Source organism: Geomonas sp. Red276 (genome assembly GCF_054784495.1).
The window spans coordinates 1-14,679 of record NZ_BLXW01000052.1 but is presented as its reverse complement, the minus strand read 5'-3'; the positions used below and the strand labels follow the sequence as shown (position 1 = coordinate 14,679).

The window sequence follows — 14,679 nt, the reverse complement described above, 5'->3', positions numbered from 1 at the left end:
AATGGCACAACACACAGTACAGGCAGAATGCTGCGGCAAGACCATCACCATCGAAACCGGCAAGATCGCCAAGCAGGCGTCGGGCGCCGTCATGATCAAGAGCGGCGACACCATGGTGCTCGTCACCGCGGTGGCCATGAAGACCGCCAAGGAAGGGCAGGGCTTCTTCCCGCTCACCGTCAACTACCAGGAGAAGGCCTACGCAGGCGGCCGCATCCCCGGCTCCTTCTTCAAACGCGAGGGGCGTCCCTCCGATAACGAGACCCTCACCTGCCGTCTCATCGACCGCCCGATCAGGCCGCTTTTCCCGGAAAACTTCCTGAACGACACCCAGATCATGGCGACCGTCATGTCGGCCGACAAGGACCACGATCCGGGCATCCTCTCCATGATCGGCGCCTCCGCGGCACTGATGGTCTCCGACGTTCCCTTCGCCGGCCCGATCGCCGGCGTCAAGGTCGGCCGCGTCGACGGCCAGCTGATCGCTAACCCGACCGCAGAGCAGGAAGAGAAGAGCGACATGGAGATCGTGATCGCCGCCAGCAAGGACGCCATCCTGATGGTGGAAGGCTCCGCCGCCGAGGTTTCCGAGAACGACCTTCTGGAAGCCATCTTCTTCGGCCACGCCGCCGTGCAGCCGATCCTGGCCGCCCAGGAAGAGCTGGCCGCCAAGGTCGGCACCCCCAAGCGCGTCATCGCCCCGCCGGTGGTGAACGAGGAGCTCAAAGCCAAGGTCAAGGCGCTCGCCTACGACAAGATGAAGGAAGCGGTCCGCATCAAGAGCAAGATGGAGCGCCACGACGTCATCGACGCCATCACCGCCGAAGCCGTCGCTGCCGTGGCCGCTGACTACCCGGATTCCGAGAAGGAAGTGAAGTCCTTCATGGAAGACTTCGAGTACGACCTGGTCCGCGAGCACATCATCAAGGACGGCGAGCGTATCGACGGCCGCGATACCAAGACCATCCGCGCCATTTCCACCGAGGTGAGCCTTCTGCCGCGCGCCCACGGTTCCGCCCTCTTCACCCGCGGCGAGACCCAGGCCATCGTGGCCGCCACCCTCGGCACCTCGGTCGACGAGCAGCGCATCGACTCGCTCTACGGAGATTCCCGCAAGAAGTTCCTGCTCCACTACAACTTCCCGCCGTACTCCGTCGGCGAGACCAGCTTCCGCCTGGCTCCGGGCCGCCGCGAAATCGGCCACGGCATGCTCGCCGAGCGCGCCCTGCAGCAGGTGCTCCCGAAGCATGACGACTTCCCCTACACCATCCGCATCGTCTCCGACATCACCGAGAGTAACGGCTCCTCCTCCATGGCCACTGTCTGCGGCGGTGCCCTTTCCATGATGGACGCCGGTATCCCGATCAAGGCGCCGGTGGCCGGTATCGCCATGGGCCTCATCAAGGAAGGCGACGAGTTCGCCATCCTCTCCGACATCCTCGGTGACGAAGACCACCTGGGCGACATGGACTTCAAGGTTGCCGGTACCGCCGACGGCGTCACCGCCCTGCAGATGGACATCAAGATCGGCGGCGTGACCCGCGAGATCATGCAGGCGGCGCTCGCCCAGGCCAAGCAGGGGCGTCTCCACATCCTCGGCGAAATGGCGAAGACCATCGAGAAGCCGCGTGCCGATCTCTCCGCCTTCGCTCCGCGCATCACCACCATCTGGGTCAAGGTCGACAAGATCCGCGACGTCATCGGTTCCGGCGGCAAGAACATCCGCTCGGTCACCGAGGCCACCGGCGTCTCGATCGACATCGAGGATACCGGCAAGATCAACATCGCTTCCACCAACAAGGAAGCCTGCGATCTCGCCATCAAGATGATCCGTAACCTCACCGCCGAGGCCGAGGAAGGGAAGCTCTACATGGGGACCGTGAAGAAGATCATGGAATTCGGCGCTTTCGTCGAAATCTTCCCGGGCACCGACGGCCTCGTCCACATCTCCGAGCTCGACACCGAGCGCGTGAAAAACGTCACCGACGTCCTCAACGAAGGTGACCGCGTGCTGGTCAAGTGCATCGGTATCGACAAGCAGGGCAAGATCAAGCTCTCCCGTAAAGAGGCGCTGGGCGCCACTTTCACCGAGGAGTAAAATCTCCCGCCCGCTGGCGCTTCACGACTTTCACGGTATAGTTTTAGCCATGATAAAAAAGTCCCTACTCGAAAACGGTATCCGCGTTATCACTGAGCGGATACCGTACGCCAGCTCAGTCTCCATCGGAATTTGGGTTGCCAACGGCTCCCGCCACGAACGGCGGGAGCTGAATGGCGTCGCCCACTTCATCGAACACCTCCTCTTCAAAGGAACGGAACGGAGAAGCGCCCTGGACATCGCCCGCGAGATCGACTCGGTGGGCGGGGTGCTCAACGCCTTCACCAGCCGCGAGTACGTCTGTTACTACGCGAAAGTGCTGGACAAGTTCCTCCCCAACGCCGTCGATCTCTTGACCGACATCTTCCTCCATTCAACCTTCGACCCCGAAGAGATCGAAAAGGAACGCCGCGTGGTGCTCCAGGAGATCAACATGATGGAGGACACCCCGGACGACCTGATCCACGACATCTTCCATCAGCAATTCTGGATGGGGCACCCGCTGGGGATGTCCATTCTCGGCGATGCCGACAGCGTCGGAGGCCTCACCCGGGATGCCATCGTGGGCTACAAGGAGCGGATGTATCGCGGCGACGACATCATCGTCTCGGCGGCCGGCAACCTCACCCACGAGGAACTGGTATCGCTCGTGGAGCAGCACCTCCGCGCCCTTCCCTCCGGCTCCGGGCGGGTGGAAAATCCGCTTCCCGTTTACGAGCGCCGCTTCGTGATCACCGAGAAGGACCTGGAGCAGGTCCACGTCTGCCTGGGTCTCAAGGGGGTGCAGCAGAACGCGCCGGAGCGCTACGACGCCTTCATCCTCAATGCCATTTTGGGCGGGTCGATGAGCTCGCGACTGTTTCAGGAGGTCCGCGAGAAGAGCGGGCTCGCCTACTCGGTCTACTCCTACCTGGCCTCCCACGCCGACGCCGGCTCGCTGGTCGTTTACGCGGGCGCCAGCCCGGAGAACAGCGAGGAGCTGCTCGACATCCTGCTTCGCGAGCTTCGCCGGTTCAAGGATGAGCCGGTCACCCTTTGCCAGCTGGACGCCGCCCGCGACCAGCTCAAGGGGAACCTCCTTTTGTCGCTCGAATCGAGCGACAACCGGATGTCGCGCCTGGCCAAGAACGAGATCTACTTCGGCGCGCCGCTGCTGCTGACCGACATCATGGACGGCTTCGATGCGGTCAGCTCACAGAGTATCCAGGCCCTCGCCAACAACATCCTCGACAATTCAGCCCTCACGCTGGTAATGCTGGGAAGGGTGAACCCCTCGCAGTTCGTCCCCGCGCAGATCAACGTATAGAATCGAGATCCCATGACCAGCCTCACTGTCCGCATAAAAAAGCTCAGGGAGACCTCCATCCCGAGTTACCAGACCGAACATGCGGCCGGCGTGGACCTGCACGCCGCGCTCGACGCTCCCTTCACCCTCAAGCCGGGTGAGCGCGCGCTGGTCCCGACCGGGCTCGCCCTGGAGATCCCTCCCGGGTACGAGGCGCAGGTTAGGCCGAGAAGCGGGCTGGCGCTTCGCCACGGGATCGCGCTGGTGAATTCTCCCGGTACCATCGACGCCGATTACCGGGGCGAGGTGGGTGTGATCCTGATCAACCTTGGCAACGAGCCGTTCACCGTGAACGACGGGGAGCGGATCGCCCAGTTGGTCTTCGCCAGGTGCGAGCGGGCCGAGTTCGTCGAGGTGGGTGAGCTGGGCGAGACCGGCCGCGGCAACGGCGGTTTCGGCCACACGGGAAGGTAGCGCAGCGTCCGGCTAATGAACCATTTACCTTGACCCCTTCTTAGATTAAAATGTAGATGTTATGCGTCAACCCAAGCCTAACAACCAGATGGGGGTAGCGGCATGAAAGATCCACGCAACAGGCAGTTAGCAGAAGTCCTCGTCAACTACTCGACCCGGGTGGAACCGGGCGACGTCGTGCTGATCTCCGCCTCCGGTTTCGAGGCGGCACCCCTGGTGAAGGAGATCTACGCCCTCTGTATCGAGAAGGGGGCCGCCTACGTCGAGTACGAGTTCACCTCTCCCGATATCAACCGCTACTTCTTCAATAAGGCGAGCGGGGAGCAGCTCTCCTACTTCCCCGAGCACAAGCTTGAGTTCATGAAGAAGGTGACCGTCTTCATCGGCCTCACCGCCTCGGATAACTCCATGGTCATGGCCCAGGCCAACCAGGCCAGCATGATCGCCTGGTCCAAGAAGGTGCGCCCGATCGTCGACCAGCGGGTCAAGCACACCCGCTGGGTGATCACCCGCTACCCGACCCACGGCGCCGCCCAGGAGGCGCGCATGAGCCTCGACGAGTACGCGGACTACCTCTTCGCGGCCACCTGCATGGACTGGGAGGCGGAGTCGAAGAAGCAGGACGCGCTGAAGGCGTGCATGGACGCCGCCGACCGGGTCCGCATCATCGCGAGCGACACGAACCTCTCCTTCAGCCTGAAGGGGCTCCCGGGCATCAAGTGCGACGGCCGCCTCAACATTCCGGACGGCGAGGTCTTTTCGGCCCCGGTGCGCGACTCGGTGGAAGGGTACATCACCTACAACTGCCCGACCGTCTACCAGGGGAAGGAGTTCAACAACGTCCGCCTCGAGTTCGAGAAGGGTAAGATCGTCAAGGCCACTTCCCCGGGGATGGACGCGGAACTGAACCGCATCCTCGACACCGACGAGGGGGCTCGCTACGTGGGCGAGTTCGCCATCGGCGTCAACCCGAGCATCCGGGTCCCGATGCGTAACATCCTCTTCGACGAGAAGATCTTCGGCTCCATCCACTTCACACCGGGCCAGGCCTACGACGAGTGCGACAACGGCAACCGTTCCGCGGTCCACTGGGACATGGTGAAGATCCTGGTCGGCGACGGGGAGCTCTGGTTCGACGACATCCTGATCCAGAAGGACGGCCGTTTCGTCCACGAGCCCCTTCTGGGGCTCAATCCCGCGGAGTAAGTCATGCTGCTGGAGATAAACCCACAAAATCCGCAGCCGAGGCTGATCGAGAAGGTGGTCGAGACCCTGAAAAAGGATGGCGTCGTTGCCTATCCAACCGACACCACCTATGGGATCGGCTGCAGTATCTTCAGCAAGAAAGCGGTGGAGCGGATCTACCTCATCAAGCAGCGCGACCGCAAGAAGCCCTTTTCCTTCATCTGCACCGACCTCTCCGAAATCGCCCGCTATGCGAGGGTGAGCAACTACGCGTTCAAACTGATGCGCCGGCTCCTTCCCGGCCCGTACACCTTCGTCCTGGAGGCGAACTCCATTGTTCCCGACCTCCTTTTGACCAAGCAGCGGACGGTCGGTATCCGGATCCCCGACAACAGGATCTGCCTCTCCATCGTCCAGGCGCTCGGCTCCCCCATCGTCACCACCAGCGCCAACCTTTCCGGCGAAGATCCCATCGGGCACCCCTGGCAGGTAGAGGCCGATTTGGGGAAACAGCTTGACATCGTGGTCGACGGCGGCGAGCTCACTGCCGACGTCAGCTCCGTGGTGAGCCTCATAGGCGATGTCCCCGAGGTGCTCCGTAAAGGGGTTGGGGACGTCAGTTGGGCTGAGCGTTGAGCACTGTTATACTAGGATCATGCGCAGAGTAATCGTCCGGAGCGGACTCCGGTTCATAGCCACCGGTATCGCCCTTATCCTCGTTGCCACCTTCTTTTCGGCCCAGGTTTCCGATCTTCTCTTCCTGGGGATGGCGGACGAGGCGAGGCTGACCTTCCTCGGCTTCTTCGTCGGCGGGATGTGCGCCGGGTGGGGGATACTGGTTGCGGTGCTTGGTTTCGTGCAACGAGATGTGGGCGAGCGGAAAGTGAAACTCGCGCCTGCCTTCCTTCTGCTGATTTCCCTCGTCGTTCTCTTCTTCGTGTTGGTCTACAACTCCTTCACCACCCCGCCTGCCGCGGCACCCCTGCAGCAAGGTGAAACCATCACCATCTAAGTTGGGTGTAAGTTGTCGGTCGCACATGACAAGTTGTCGGTCGCACATGACAAGTTGTCGGTCGCACATGACAAGTTGTCGGTCGCACATGACAAGTTGTCGGTCGCACATGACAAGTTGTCGGTCGCACATGACGAGTTGTCGGTCGCACATGACGAGTTGTCGGTCGCACATGACGAGTTGTCGGTCGCACATGACGAGTTGTCCGTCGCACATGACGAGTTGTCCGTCGCACATGACGAGTTGTCCGTCGCACATGGCGAGTTGTACGTCGCACATGGCGAGTTGTGTGCCGCGCATGACAAGGATTCGGCACATCCGGCCTGACACATCCCAGCCGCCGGCCGGAAAAGGTGGGCAGGGGACTGCCCATCCTGCGGAAGAGCAGGGTAGCCTCTAAAGGCTGGTCAGCCGGCGTGCCATCGTGTTATATTCCTAAATCGCCGTAATTCATTACAAGCTGGAGGAAGCATGTACCGTCTCACCATTCATACCGCCTTCGCGGCAGCCCATAACCTCATCAACTACCAGGGGGACTGCGAGAACCTGCACGGCCACAACTGGAAGGTGGAAGTATCCATCACCACCAACGAGCTGGACAAGGCCGGGCTCGGCGTCGACTTCAAGGTCCTCAAGCGGGAGACCAACGCCCTGTTGAAGACCCTCGATCACAAATACCTGAACGAGCTTCCCCCCTTCTCCGAGATCTCGCCCTCGTCGGAGAACATCGCCCGCTACCTGTACGTCGAACTCACCAAGATCTTCGGCAGCGACAAGGTCAAGGTCGAGATGGTCACCGTCTGGGAATCCGATTTCGCCTCGGCAAGCTACTATGAGTAAGAACTCCACTGCCGCCATGGTGGAATGCTTCTCCTCCATCCAGGGGGAGGGGATCCTGGTGGGGGTGCGGCAGGCCTTCCTCCGCTTTTCCGGCTGCAACCTCTCCTGTGCCTTCTGCGACACGCCCGGAATGACCGCACCGCCTGCCGCCTGCCAGCTCGAGCTCACCCCGGGGCGGCGCGATTTCTTCCAGGTGCCCAACCCCCTTTGCTTCAGCCGGGTGCTCACCCTGATCGAGAGCTGGACGGCCGGGTGGCCGGGGATCCACCACTCGATCAGCATCACCGGCGGCGAACCGCTTCTCCACGGGGTCTTCCTGGCCGAGTGGCTCCCCCAGTTGCGTAAGCTGCTCCCTATCCACCTGGAGACCAACGGGACCCTTCCCGGGGCGCTCAAGCCCCTCATGCCGCATCTGGACTACGTGGCCATGGACATCAAGCTCCCCTCCGCCTCCGGTTGTGACGGGCTGTGGGACGAGCACCGGGAATTTCTCCGTATCGCGTCGGCGGCCAAAGCTTTCGTCAAGGTGGTCGTCGACCGGACCACCGAGGATTGGGAAATCCAGCGCGCCTGCGAGATGATCGCCGGGATCGATCCGGCCATCCCGCTCATCCTGCAGCCGGTGACGCTGAACGATGGCACCATTCCCATGTCTCCCCTTCGCATGCTGGAGTTCCAGGAACTGGCCTGCCCACTGAAGGAAGTGAGGGTGATTCCCCAGACCCACAAGTTCATGGGGCAGCTATAAAGGCGGTAAACCTGGATAGAACACGGATGACACGGATGGAACGGGTAAAGGCGGATTCGGACTAACCACCAAAGAGGGAACATTTCCAACCGGTTGACTGGGCAAGAACGCCAGTTGCTTCATCCCCCTTTATCCGTTTCATCAGATTTGATCCGTGTTCCAAGTTTTTTGGGGTAGGGGGCGTTCTCAAAAGGGGGCGCCCCTTTCCTACGTTTCACCGGCTCTGGTATAATGAGTTGATTACCGCCCGGAGGCTAATCTTTGGAAAACTTACCGAAACGAGACGAGATGGTGTCGGTGCTCGACACCCTGGTCGCCAAGCACCTCCAGGGTAAGATGAGGGCCCTGCGTCTCTCCCTGATGGCGCTTTTGACCGGGGGGCACATCCTCCTCGAGGACATCCCCGGCCTCGGCAAGACCACCATGGCACTCGCCTTCGCCAGCGCGCTCGGCCTATCTTTCGGGCGGGTACAGTGCACGAGCGACCTCCTACCCTCCGATATCACCGGGCTCTCCATCTTCGACCGGACCAAGGGGGAGTTCACCTTCATCAAGGGGCCCATCTTCAACAACATCGTGCTGATCGACGAGATCAACCGCGCGATGCCCAAGACCCAGAGTGCCCTTTTGGAGGCCATGGAGGAGCGCCGGGTGACCGTCGAGGGGGTGACCTACCAGCTCCCCGATCCCTTCCTGGTGCTGGCCACCCAGAATCCGGTCGAGCAGGTCGGGACCTACCCGCTTCCGGAGTCCCAGATGGACCGCTTCATCATGAGAAGCGGGATCGGCTACCCTCCCGAGGAGACCGAGAAGGGGATCCTCAGGCACGGTTCCATCCGCGACGAGATCCTCCACATCCCGGCCATGGCCAGCCGTGAAGATCTCCTGGAAGCGATCGAGACGGTGCGTAGCAAGGTCTACATCGGCGAAAAAGTGACCGACTACGTCTACGCGATCATGAAGGCCACCCGCAACCACCCGCTCATCCTGACCGGTATCTCCACCCGGGGCGGGATCGGCCTCGTTGACGCCGCCAAGGCGGCGGCCTACCTGCACGGCCGCGCCTTCGTCGCCCCTGAGGATGTGAAGGAGGTGGCCCGGGTGGTCTGCGCCCACCGGCTGATTTTCCGCCCGGAACAGGAAGGGGTGGACAAGGAGCAGATATTAGACGCGATACTGAAGGACATACCGATTCCCCTCACATAAAACTCACCAAAGGGGGAGGCCTGTACATCGCCTCCACCATCCTTTTGGGCATCGCCGCCGTCAACACCGGCAATAACCTCCTCTACCTCGTGGTCTCCGCCATGCTCTCCTTCATGGCGGTATCGGGGCTTTTGGGGTGGATGAACATCCGCGGCATCTCGGTGCGCTTCCAGGTCCCGGACGAGCTGTACGCCGGGATGGAGACCCTCGCCTCGGTGACGGTCGAGAACAGCAAGCGCCTCCTCCCTTCCTTCCTGGTCTCCATCACGGTTGCCGGCCACAGCGCCCCCTTCATCATGGTCGATCGCCGCGGCACCCACCAAGGATCGCTGCTCCTCTCCTTCGACCGGCGCGGCAGGCACGCCATCTCGACGGCCCGCATCAGTTCCCCCTTCCCGGTCAACTTCTTCGTCCGCTTCCGCACCGTCGCGGTCGCCGAGAGCTTCACCGTGTTTCCCACCCCGCGCCCCTGCGGCACCCTCTTCGGAAGCGGCAAGCCGGACGCCGGCCAGCTTGGAGAGAGCACGCAGAAGGGGTACGAAGGGGAACTCGCCAAGATCTCGGATTACACGGGAGGGGAGTCGCTGCGGCAGATCCACTGGCGCCTGTCGGCCAAGCACGAGGTCTTCAAGGTGAAGGAACTTACCGCGACCACCGACCAGCCGGTCGTGCTCGAACTGGACCGGGTCCCGGGGCGGAACCTGGAGGAGCGGCTTTCCTCTTGCTGCTACCTCGTGAACCGGATGGTCAAGGGGGGACGCCCGGTGGGGCTCAAACTGGGGGAGCGGGTGATAGCTCCCTCCACATCGAGGTCGCATCGCCTCAAACTGCTCGCGGAGCTTGCGCTGTATGGTCAAGATTAAGTCCGTCCTCGGCATCCTGACGGTGGTGATCGCCCTCCTGGGGTATTTCCCCCTGCAGGCGTACATCGACCCGTCGGCCCGCTGGTTCTTCCCGGCGGCGCTGGCGGTGGGGCTCATCCTGCAGCGCAAGGGGAAGGTGCTCCCTCCCCGGGCGGTCACCGCGGTATCGGTGCTCCTCTTCGTCTACTTCGCCGCCAGGTTCTCGCTCCAGAACCTGATCCAGGTGACTGCCGATCTGCTGGTGGTCTTCCTGGGGATACGCATGCTCGGCGAACGAAGCGGACGTAACTACCTGCAGGTCTTCGCCCTCTCCCTCTTCTGCCTGGCCGCCTCCTCCCTGTACAATCTCTCGGCGCTCTTTCTGGGCTACCTGCTCCTCCTCCTGGTCCTCTTGGCCCTCTCCCTGGTGGTCTTGACCTTCCACTCCCACGACCCGGAGATCGCCCTGGAGCGGCGGGAGGCCGGGAAGGCGCTCAGCGTCTCTTTGCTCATGCCGGTGGTCTCCATCCCGATGCTCCTCTTCCTGTTCGTGATCCTCCCCCGCACCCAGTTCCCGCTCTGGAACTTCATGAACCCGTCGGCGGCCACCGTGACCGGCTTCAGCGAAAGCGTGAAGCCCGGGAGCGCCCCCTCGGTCACCTCCGTGAAGGGGATCGTGCTCCGGGCTGTCTGCCGGGAGGTGCCGGAGCAGCAACTGTACTGGCGGGGGATCGTCTTCAACGGCTTCAAGGGAGACGAATGGGTCAGGCTCCCGCTTCCCGCCGAGCGGGCGATCAGGGTAGGGGAGGGGCTCCCGGTCAGCCAGGAGATCTATCCCGAGCCGTCGCGCAATCCCTACCTGCTGGCCCTCAACATCCCGGCCTCCCTGTCGGGGGTGCGCAACGAGGCCGCGGGAGACCAGGTCTTCGTCTCCCGGGCGCCGATGGAGCGGCGGCTCAAGTACCAGGCGGTATCGTTTCCCAGCGGGGCCCTCAGGGTGGCGGGGGGGATCGACCGCGAGGAGTATCTCGCCCTTCCCGCAACCGTCTCGGCCAGGGTGAGGAGCAAAGGGGCGGAGATATCCCGTGCCGGCTCCTCCGCGCAAAAGCTCAAGCTGGTGGAGGATTTCTTCCGCGCCCAACGCCTCACCTACGCGACCACCGATCTTCCGGTGGGGACCGATGCCATCGACTCCTTCCTCTTCGTCAAGAAACGGGGCCACTGCGAGCTCTTCGCGTCGGCCTGCGCGACCCTTCTGAGGCTGGCAGGGGTGCCGGCCCGGCTGGTGGGAGGGTACCGGGGGGGAACTTACAACGCCATGGGTGGCTACTACGTGGTGACCGAGGACATGGCCCATGTCTGGGTGGAGGCCTACCAGGAGGGTAGGGGGTGGGTGTCCGTCGATCCCAGTGCCTGGTCGGCCGGCTTCGCCAGCGGCAGGAGTGCGGGAAGGGAGCTCAGGATGTATGTCGACGCCCTCGGTTTCTACTGGAACAAGGCGGTCATCACCTACGACCTTGAGAAGCAGATCTCCCTGGTCCGCACGGCCGGCGTGCGGGCGCGCGACCTCAGGCTCCCGGCCGGAGTGCTCCCGGTGGCAGGATGGTGTACGGCAGCGGCCGGGGCGGCGGCGCTCCTTTTGACCTGGTACCTGAGGGGGGGCGTGGGGAGGGAAGAGCGGATCCTCCGCAGCTTCCTGCGGGTCCTGGCTCGGCGCTATCCGGACGCATCCGGGGGGAGGCGGGGGCTCTTCGAATTGGCCGAGTCGGTGGGGGATGACCGCGTCAGGGAGTTCGCCGCCCTCTACGGCGGGGCCGTCTATGGCGACCGCGAACTAACGGCCGGAGAACTGTCGAGACTTAGGGAGATTATCCGCGAAATCAGGCAGGAAGCGACTTGACACCGGCCCCTCTTTGGATGTAGTTTACAAGCCTTATTTCTGCGAGATACGGGACAAATCTTGGCTTCCAAAAAAGAGAAATATCTCGAGAGCGCCCAACGCTTCATGCTGAAGGGACAACTCGACAAGGCCATCAAGGACTACCAGCAGGTCGTCGCCCTCGAACCTAAAGAGATCAGGTACCGGCAGAAGCTTGCCGAGCTGCTCGTTCGCGATTCGCGCAAGGAGGAGGCGATCGCCCAGTACGAGGATATCGGCAAGCACTACGCCGAAAACTCGCACTTCCTGAAGGCCATCGCCGTCTACAAGCAGATCCAGCGCATCTCCCCGGAAAACCTCGAGATAGCCCTCAAGATCGCCTCCCTCAACCACAAGCAGGGATTGATCGGCAACGCCTTCGCCGAGTATGGCCAGGTGGTCGCGGAGTACGAAAAGATGGGCGCCCTGAAGGAGGCGGTCAAGGTCCTCGAACAGATGCTGGTGATCGACGGCGACCACCCCGCCACCCGTCTCAAGCACGCCGAGCTCCTCTTCACCACCGGCAACAAGCAGGGCGCTCAGGACGCCTTCACCTCTCTTTTGGCCTCGCTCAGGACGCGCGGCGATAAAGCGGCCGTCCAGCAGGTTTCCCAGCGGATGGCCCAGCTTTTCCCCGGTGCCGCCCTGGAGGAGCTCCCTGATCAATCGGCCGGCAAGCTTGCCAGCGCAAAGCTTGACGAAGGGGTGGCCGTCCCGCCCGCAGCCGGCGAGCCAAACGAAACCGAGGGGATCCCGGGCATCGTCTCCGAGCCCGATCCCTTTGCCAACCAGGGGCCGGCAATCGAGGTTGCCGCCTCTTTGGGCGAGGAAAGCGAACTCCCCGGCGCCTATTTCGAGCCGCCGTCTCCCCAGACAGCGGAGCCCCCCGCAGCGGCCGAGGGGGTACCTCCCACCGTAGCATTCCCGTGGGAAGAGGAGATCGAGCTCGACCTCGACGACGAGTCCGCCGTTTCTGCCGCTCCCATGGCCGAGGCCCCGGCGGATCTCCCCCTCTCCCTCGATTTCGGCGAGGAGGCCACCCCGGAGGCTGCTGCCGCCGAGCCACCGGCCGTCATGGAGCTCTCGCTCCCCGACTTCTCTTCCGACAGCCCCTTCGGCGAGCTGGATCTGCCGGAGGAGCTTCCGGCTGCCGAGGAGCCTGCTTCGGCGTTTGGCGAGGAGCTTCCCTCCGCCTTCGGAGAGCCGGCGGCCAATGGGCAGGAGGCCCCGTCCCTTTTCGAACCGTTCACCCCCGAGACCGCCGCGGTAGAAGAGGAGCTGCCGGCTGGCTCCTTTGATGACTCGATGGGAGGAGCGGAGTTGGAACTCGACCTGGAGCTTCCGGGCGAGGGGGAGGATTTCGGCGATTCAGGATGGTCGCAGGAGGGATCCCCCGAGGTCGAGGCGGCCGCCGGGCAGGAAGAGCCGATGGAAGCTGCGGAGGAGGTGGAGCTTTCCCCCTTCGGTGAGCTCGAACTCGACGAACTGGAATCGGTGGAGTCGCTCGCGTCGGTAGAGTCGCTGGCGTCCGTGGAGTCGGTAGAGTCGCGGGAAGCGGTGGAGCCGCTGGAAGCGCTGGAGCTGGAAGCGGCTGGGCCGCTTGAGCCGGTGGAAACCGACGCGGCTGAGGAGCGCATCACCCGCGACTGGTCCGAGATTTACCCGCAGGCGGCCCTGGGAGTGCCCCTCGACCTGGGAGACCTGGAAAGCCACTACGACCTCGGCGTCGGCTACAAAGAGATGGGGATGTTCAATCAGGCCATCAAGGAATTCGAGGTGGCGGCCGCCAATCCGCAGCGCCGTCTCGACTGCCTGACGCTGCAGGCCGTCTGCCACCGCGAAAAAGGGGAATTCGACAAGGCCCAGGATCTCCTGGAGCGCGGCCTGTCCCTCACCGTCCTCAACCGGGCCGAGCGGATCACCCTCTGCTATGAGCTCGCCTTCCTGCTGGAGGTCACCGGAGAGATCGACCGGGCGGTGGAGTTGTACCGCGAGGTGCAGTCGACCAATCCCACCTTCCATGATGTGGCGCTGAGACTCTTCGCGCTGACCGGGGAGGAGCCGCTGGACGTGATCGATCTCGACCTGGAAGAGAACTGATCCCTACCAGGCCATCAGGTTGAGGGGAGGGACCAAGCGGAGGGGTGCTTCGAAGTATTCACCCGGATAGCTCTTCGGCAGCGGCGGGAGCGGCCCGGCCGCCTGCAAGGCCGCGAGCACCGCGCGGTCGTAGCGGCGGTTGCCGGAGCTGGCCATCAGCTGGGTCGCCACGATCTCGCCGTTACGCGCGATCCGTACCGAAACCAACACCGGCATGATCGCCATCTTGTCCAGGCTCTGATCCACCCACCACTTCTCGTTGATCCCCTGCAGCATGTCGATGAAGTATTCCTTCACCCCGGGCCTCAGGGTCTCTCCCTCGCCGAAACTCTTGAAGTATCCCTTGGTAAGTCCCATCCCGAAGGGGGTGGCGGAACGCTGCTCCTGGGGCGGCGCGGCGGTCTGTGGCGCGGCAGTCGTAGCGGTGGCGGTCTTCGGTGCTTCAACAGGCGGAGTTTCCTGGGGGGGCGCGGGCTCGTCGCTGACCACCTTTTCGGCCATGGCCGGGGGGGCGGGAGACGACGGCGGGGCGGCGGGTGCCGCTGCGGGGGCCGGAGCCGTCAGGCTCGGGAGAGTGAGGTCGACGTAGTGGATCGACTCCCTGCCGCGGGGACCGCTGGGGAGCCCGATGAGGATGACGGTCGAAACCAGGTGGAGTATCAGCGAGAGGGCGATGCCGGCGGCGAAATAGTTGCTGCGGGGAGTGGCCGGCTCCAATTCCATTGCATGAAGGTGGTCTTCCATGGGGCGAAGAGATCCTTCCTCATTAAATGACCGCCTTGCCTGCGCGGCGTAAGAGCCCAATTTATAGCAAAAAATTTCCGGAAAAGATATCCAAAAGGAAACCTGATTAGCGCCAATCTTCCGCTAGGCGTAACCACCGCTCTGGTCGGCTGCCAGTCCGGGCAGCGGCAGCAGCGAGGCGGGGAAGCATAGCAGCAAGATCGAAACGACGGTTAAAGCGGTACTGA

General features: G+C 63.0%; 13 protein-coding genes and 1 pseudogene. 12 read left to right on the top strand and 2 right to left on the bottom strand.

Annotated features, from left to right (window positions below; all coding sequences use genetic code 11):
- Position 1: 1 nt before the first annotated feature.
- The 12 genes from pnp to ACYVL5_RS21925 all read left to right on the top strand — a co-directional run bounded on the left by pnp (position 2) and on the right by ACYVL5_RS21925 (position 13,708).
- On the top strand, positions 2 to 2,098 hold the full coding sequence (pnp, locus tag ACYVL5_RS21980; protein WP_460597711.1) for a polyribonucleotide nucleotidyltransferase: 2,097 nt from the start codon (positions 2 to 4) through the stop codon (positions 2,096 to 2,098).
- Positions 2,099 to 2,147: 49 nt separating this feature from the next.
- A complete protein-coding gene (locus ACYVL5_RS21975) occupies positions 2,148 to 3,404 on the top strand; it encodes a M16 family metallopeptidase (protein ID WP_460597710.1) in 1,257 nt (418 codons plus the stop codon).
- 12 nt (positions 3,405 to 3,416) lie between these two features.
- Positions 3,417 to 3,857, top strand: coding sequence for a dUTP diphosphatase (dut, locus tag ACYVL5_RS21970; protein WP_460597709.1), 441 nt, complete (start codon positions 3,417 to 3,419; stop codon positions 3,855 to 3,857).
- A gap of 102 nt (positions 3,858 to 3,959) precedes the next feature.
- Entirely contained in the window at positions 3,960 to 5,063 is a 1,104-nt protein-coding gene (locus ACYVL5_RS21965) for an aminopeptidase (RefSeq protein ID WP_460597708.1), read from the top strand.
- Positions 5,064 to 5,066: 3 nt separating this feature from the next.
- Positions 5,067 to 5,678 (top strand): L-threonylcarbamoyladenylate synthase, encoded by a 612-nt coding sequence (locus ACYVL5_RS21960; RefSeq protein ID WP_460597707.1) that lies wholly within the window; start codon positions 5,067 to 5,069, stop codon positions 5,676 to 5,678.
- Between the two features lie 19 nt (positions 5,679 to 5,697).
- Positions 5,698 to 6,054, top strand: a complete 357-nt coding sequence (locus tag ACYVL5_RS21955; protein WP_460597706.1) for a hypothetical protein — start codon at positions 5,698 to 5,700, stop codon at positions 6,052 to 6,054.
- Between the two features lie 471 nt (positions 6,055 to 6,525).
- Entirely contained in the window at positions 6,526 to 6,894 is a 369-nt protein-coding gene (gene queD / locus ACYVL5_RS21950; RefSeq protein ID WP_460597705.1) for a 6-carboxytetrahydropterin synthase, read from the top strand.
- Complete coding sequence (locus tag ACYVL5_RS21945) at positions 6,887 to 7,642, top strand: 7-carboxy-7-deazaguanine synthase QueE (protein ID WP_460597704.1); 756 nt, start codon at positions 6,887 to 6,889, stop codon at positions 7,640 to 7,642. The genes queD and ACYVL5_RS21945 overlap by 8 nt, the downstream gene beginning before the upstream one ends.
- 288 nt (positions 7,643 to 7,930) lie before the next feature.
- Positions 7,931 to 8,848, top strand: coding sequence for an AAA family ATPase (locus ACYVL5_RS21940; RefSeq protein ID WP_460597723.1), 918 nt, complete (start codon positions 7,931 to 7,933; stop codon positions 8,846 to 8,848).
- Between the two features lie 44 nt (positions 8,849 to 8,892).
- A complete protein-coding gene (locus tag ACYVL5_RS21935; protein WP_460597703.1) occupies positions 8,893 to 9,711 on the top strand; it encodes a DUF58 domain-containing protein in 819 nt (272 codons plus the stop codon).
- Positions 9,698 to 11,590 (top strand): transglutaminase TgpA family protein, encoded by a 1,893-nt coding sequence (locus ACYVL5_RS21930; protein WP_460597702.1) that lies wholly within the window; start codon positions 9,698 to 9,700, stop codon positions 11,588 to 11,590. Before ACYVL5_RS21935 ends, ACYVL5_RS21930 begins: the two co-directional genes overlap by 14 nt.
- Before the next feature lie 60 nt (positions 11,591 to 11,650).
- Positions 11,651 to 13,708 (top strand): tetratricopeptide repeat protein, encoded by a 2,058-nt coding sequence (locus ACYVL5_RS21925; RefSeq protein WP_460597701.1) that lies wholly within the window; start codon positions 11,651 to 11,653, stop codon positions 13,706 to 13,708.
- A 3-nt stretch (positions 13,709 to 13,711) separates the two neighbouring features.
- Here ACYVL5_RS21925 and ACYVL5_RS21920 read toward each other — a convergent pair whose 3' ends face one another.
- Both ACYVL5_RS21920 and ACYVL5_RS21915 read right to left on the bottom strand, forming a co-directional pair.
- Complete coding sequence (locus tag ACYVL5_RS21920; RefSeq protein WP_460597700.1) at positions 13,712 to 14,452, bottom strand: energy transducer TonB; 741 nt, start codon at positions 14,450 to 14,452, stop codon at positions 13,712 to 13,714.
- A gap of 106 nt (positions 14,453 to 14,558) precedes the next feature.
- Positions 14,559 to 14,679: pseudogene (locus tag ACYVL5_RS21915) on the bottom strand (IS1595 family transposase); the annotation flags it as partial.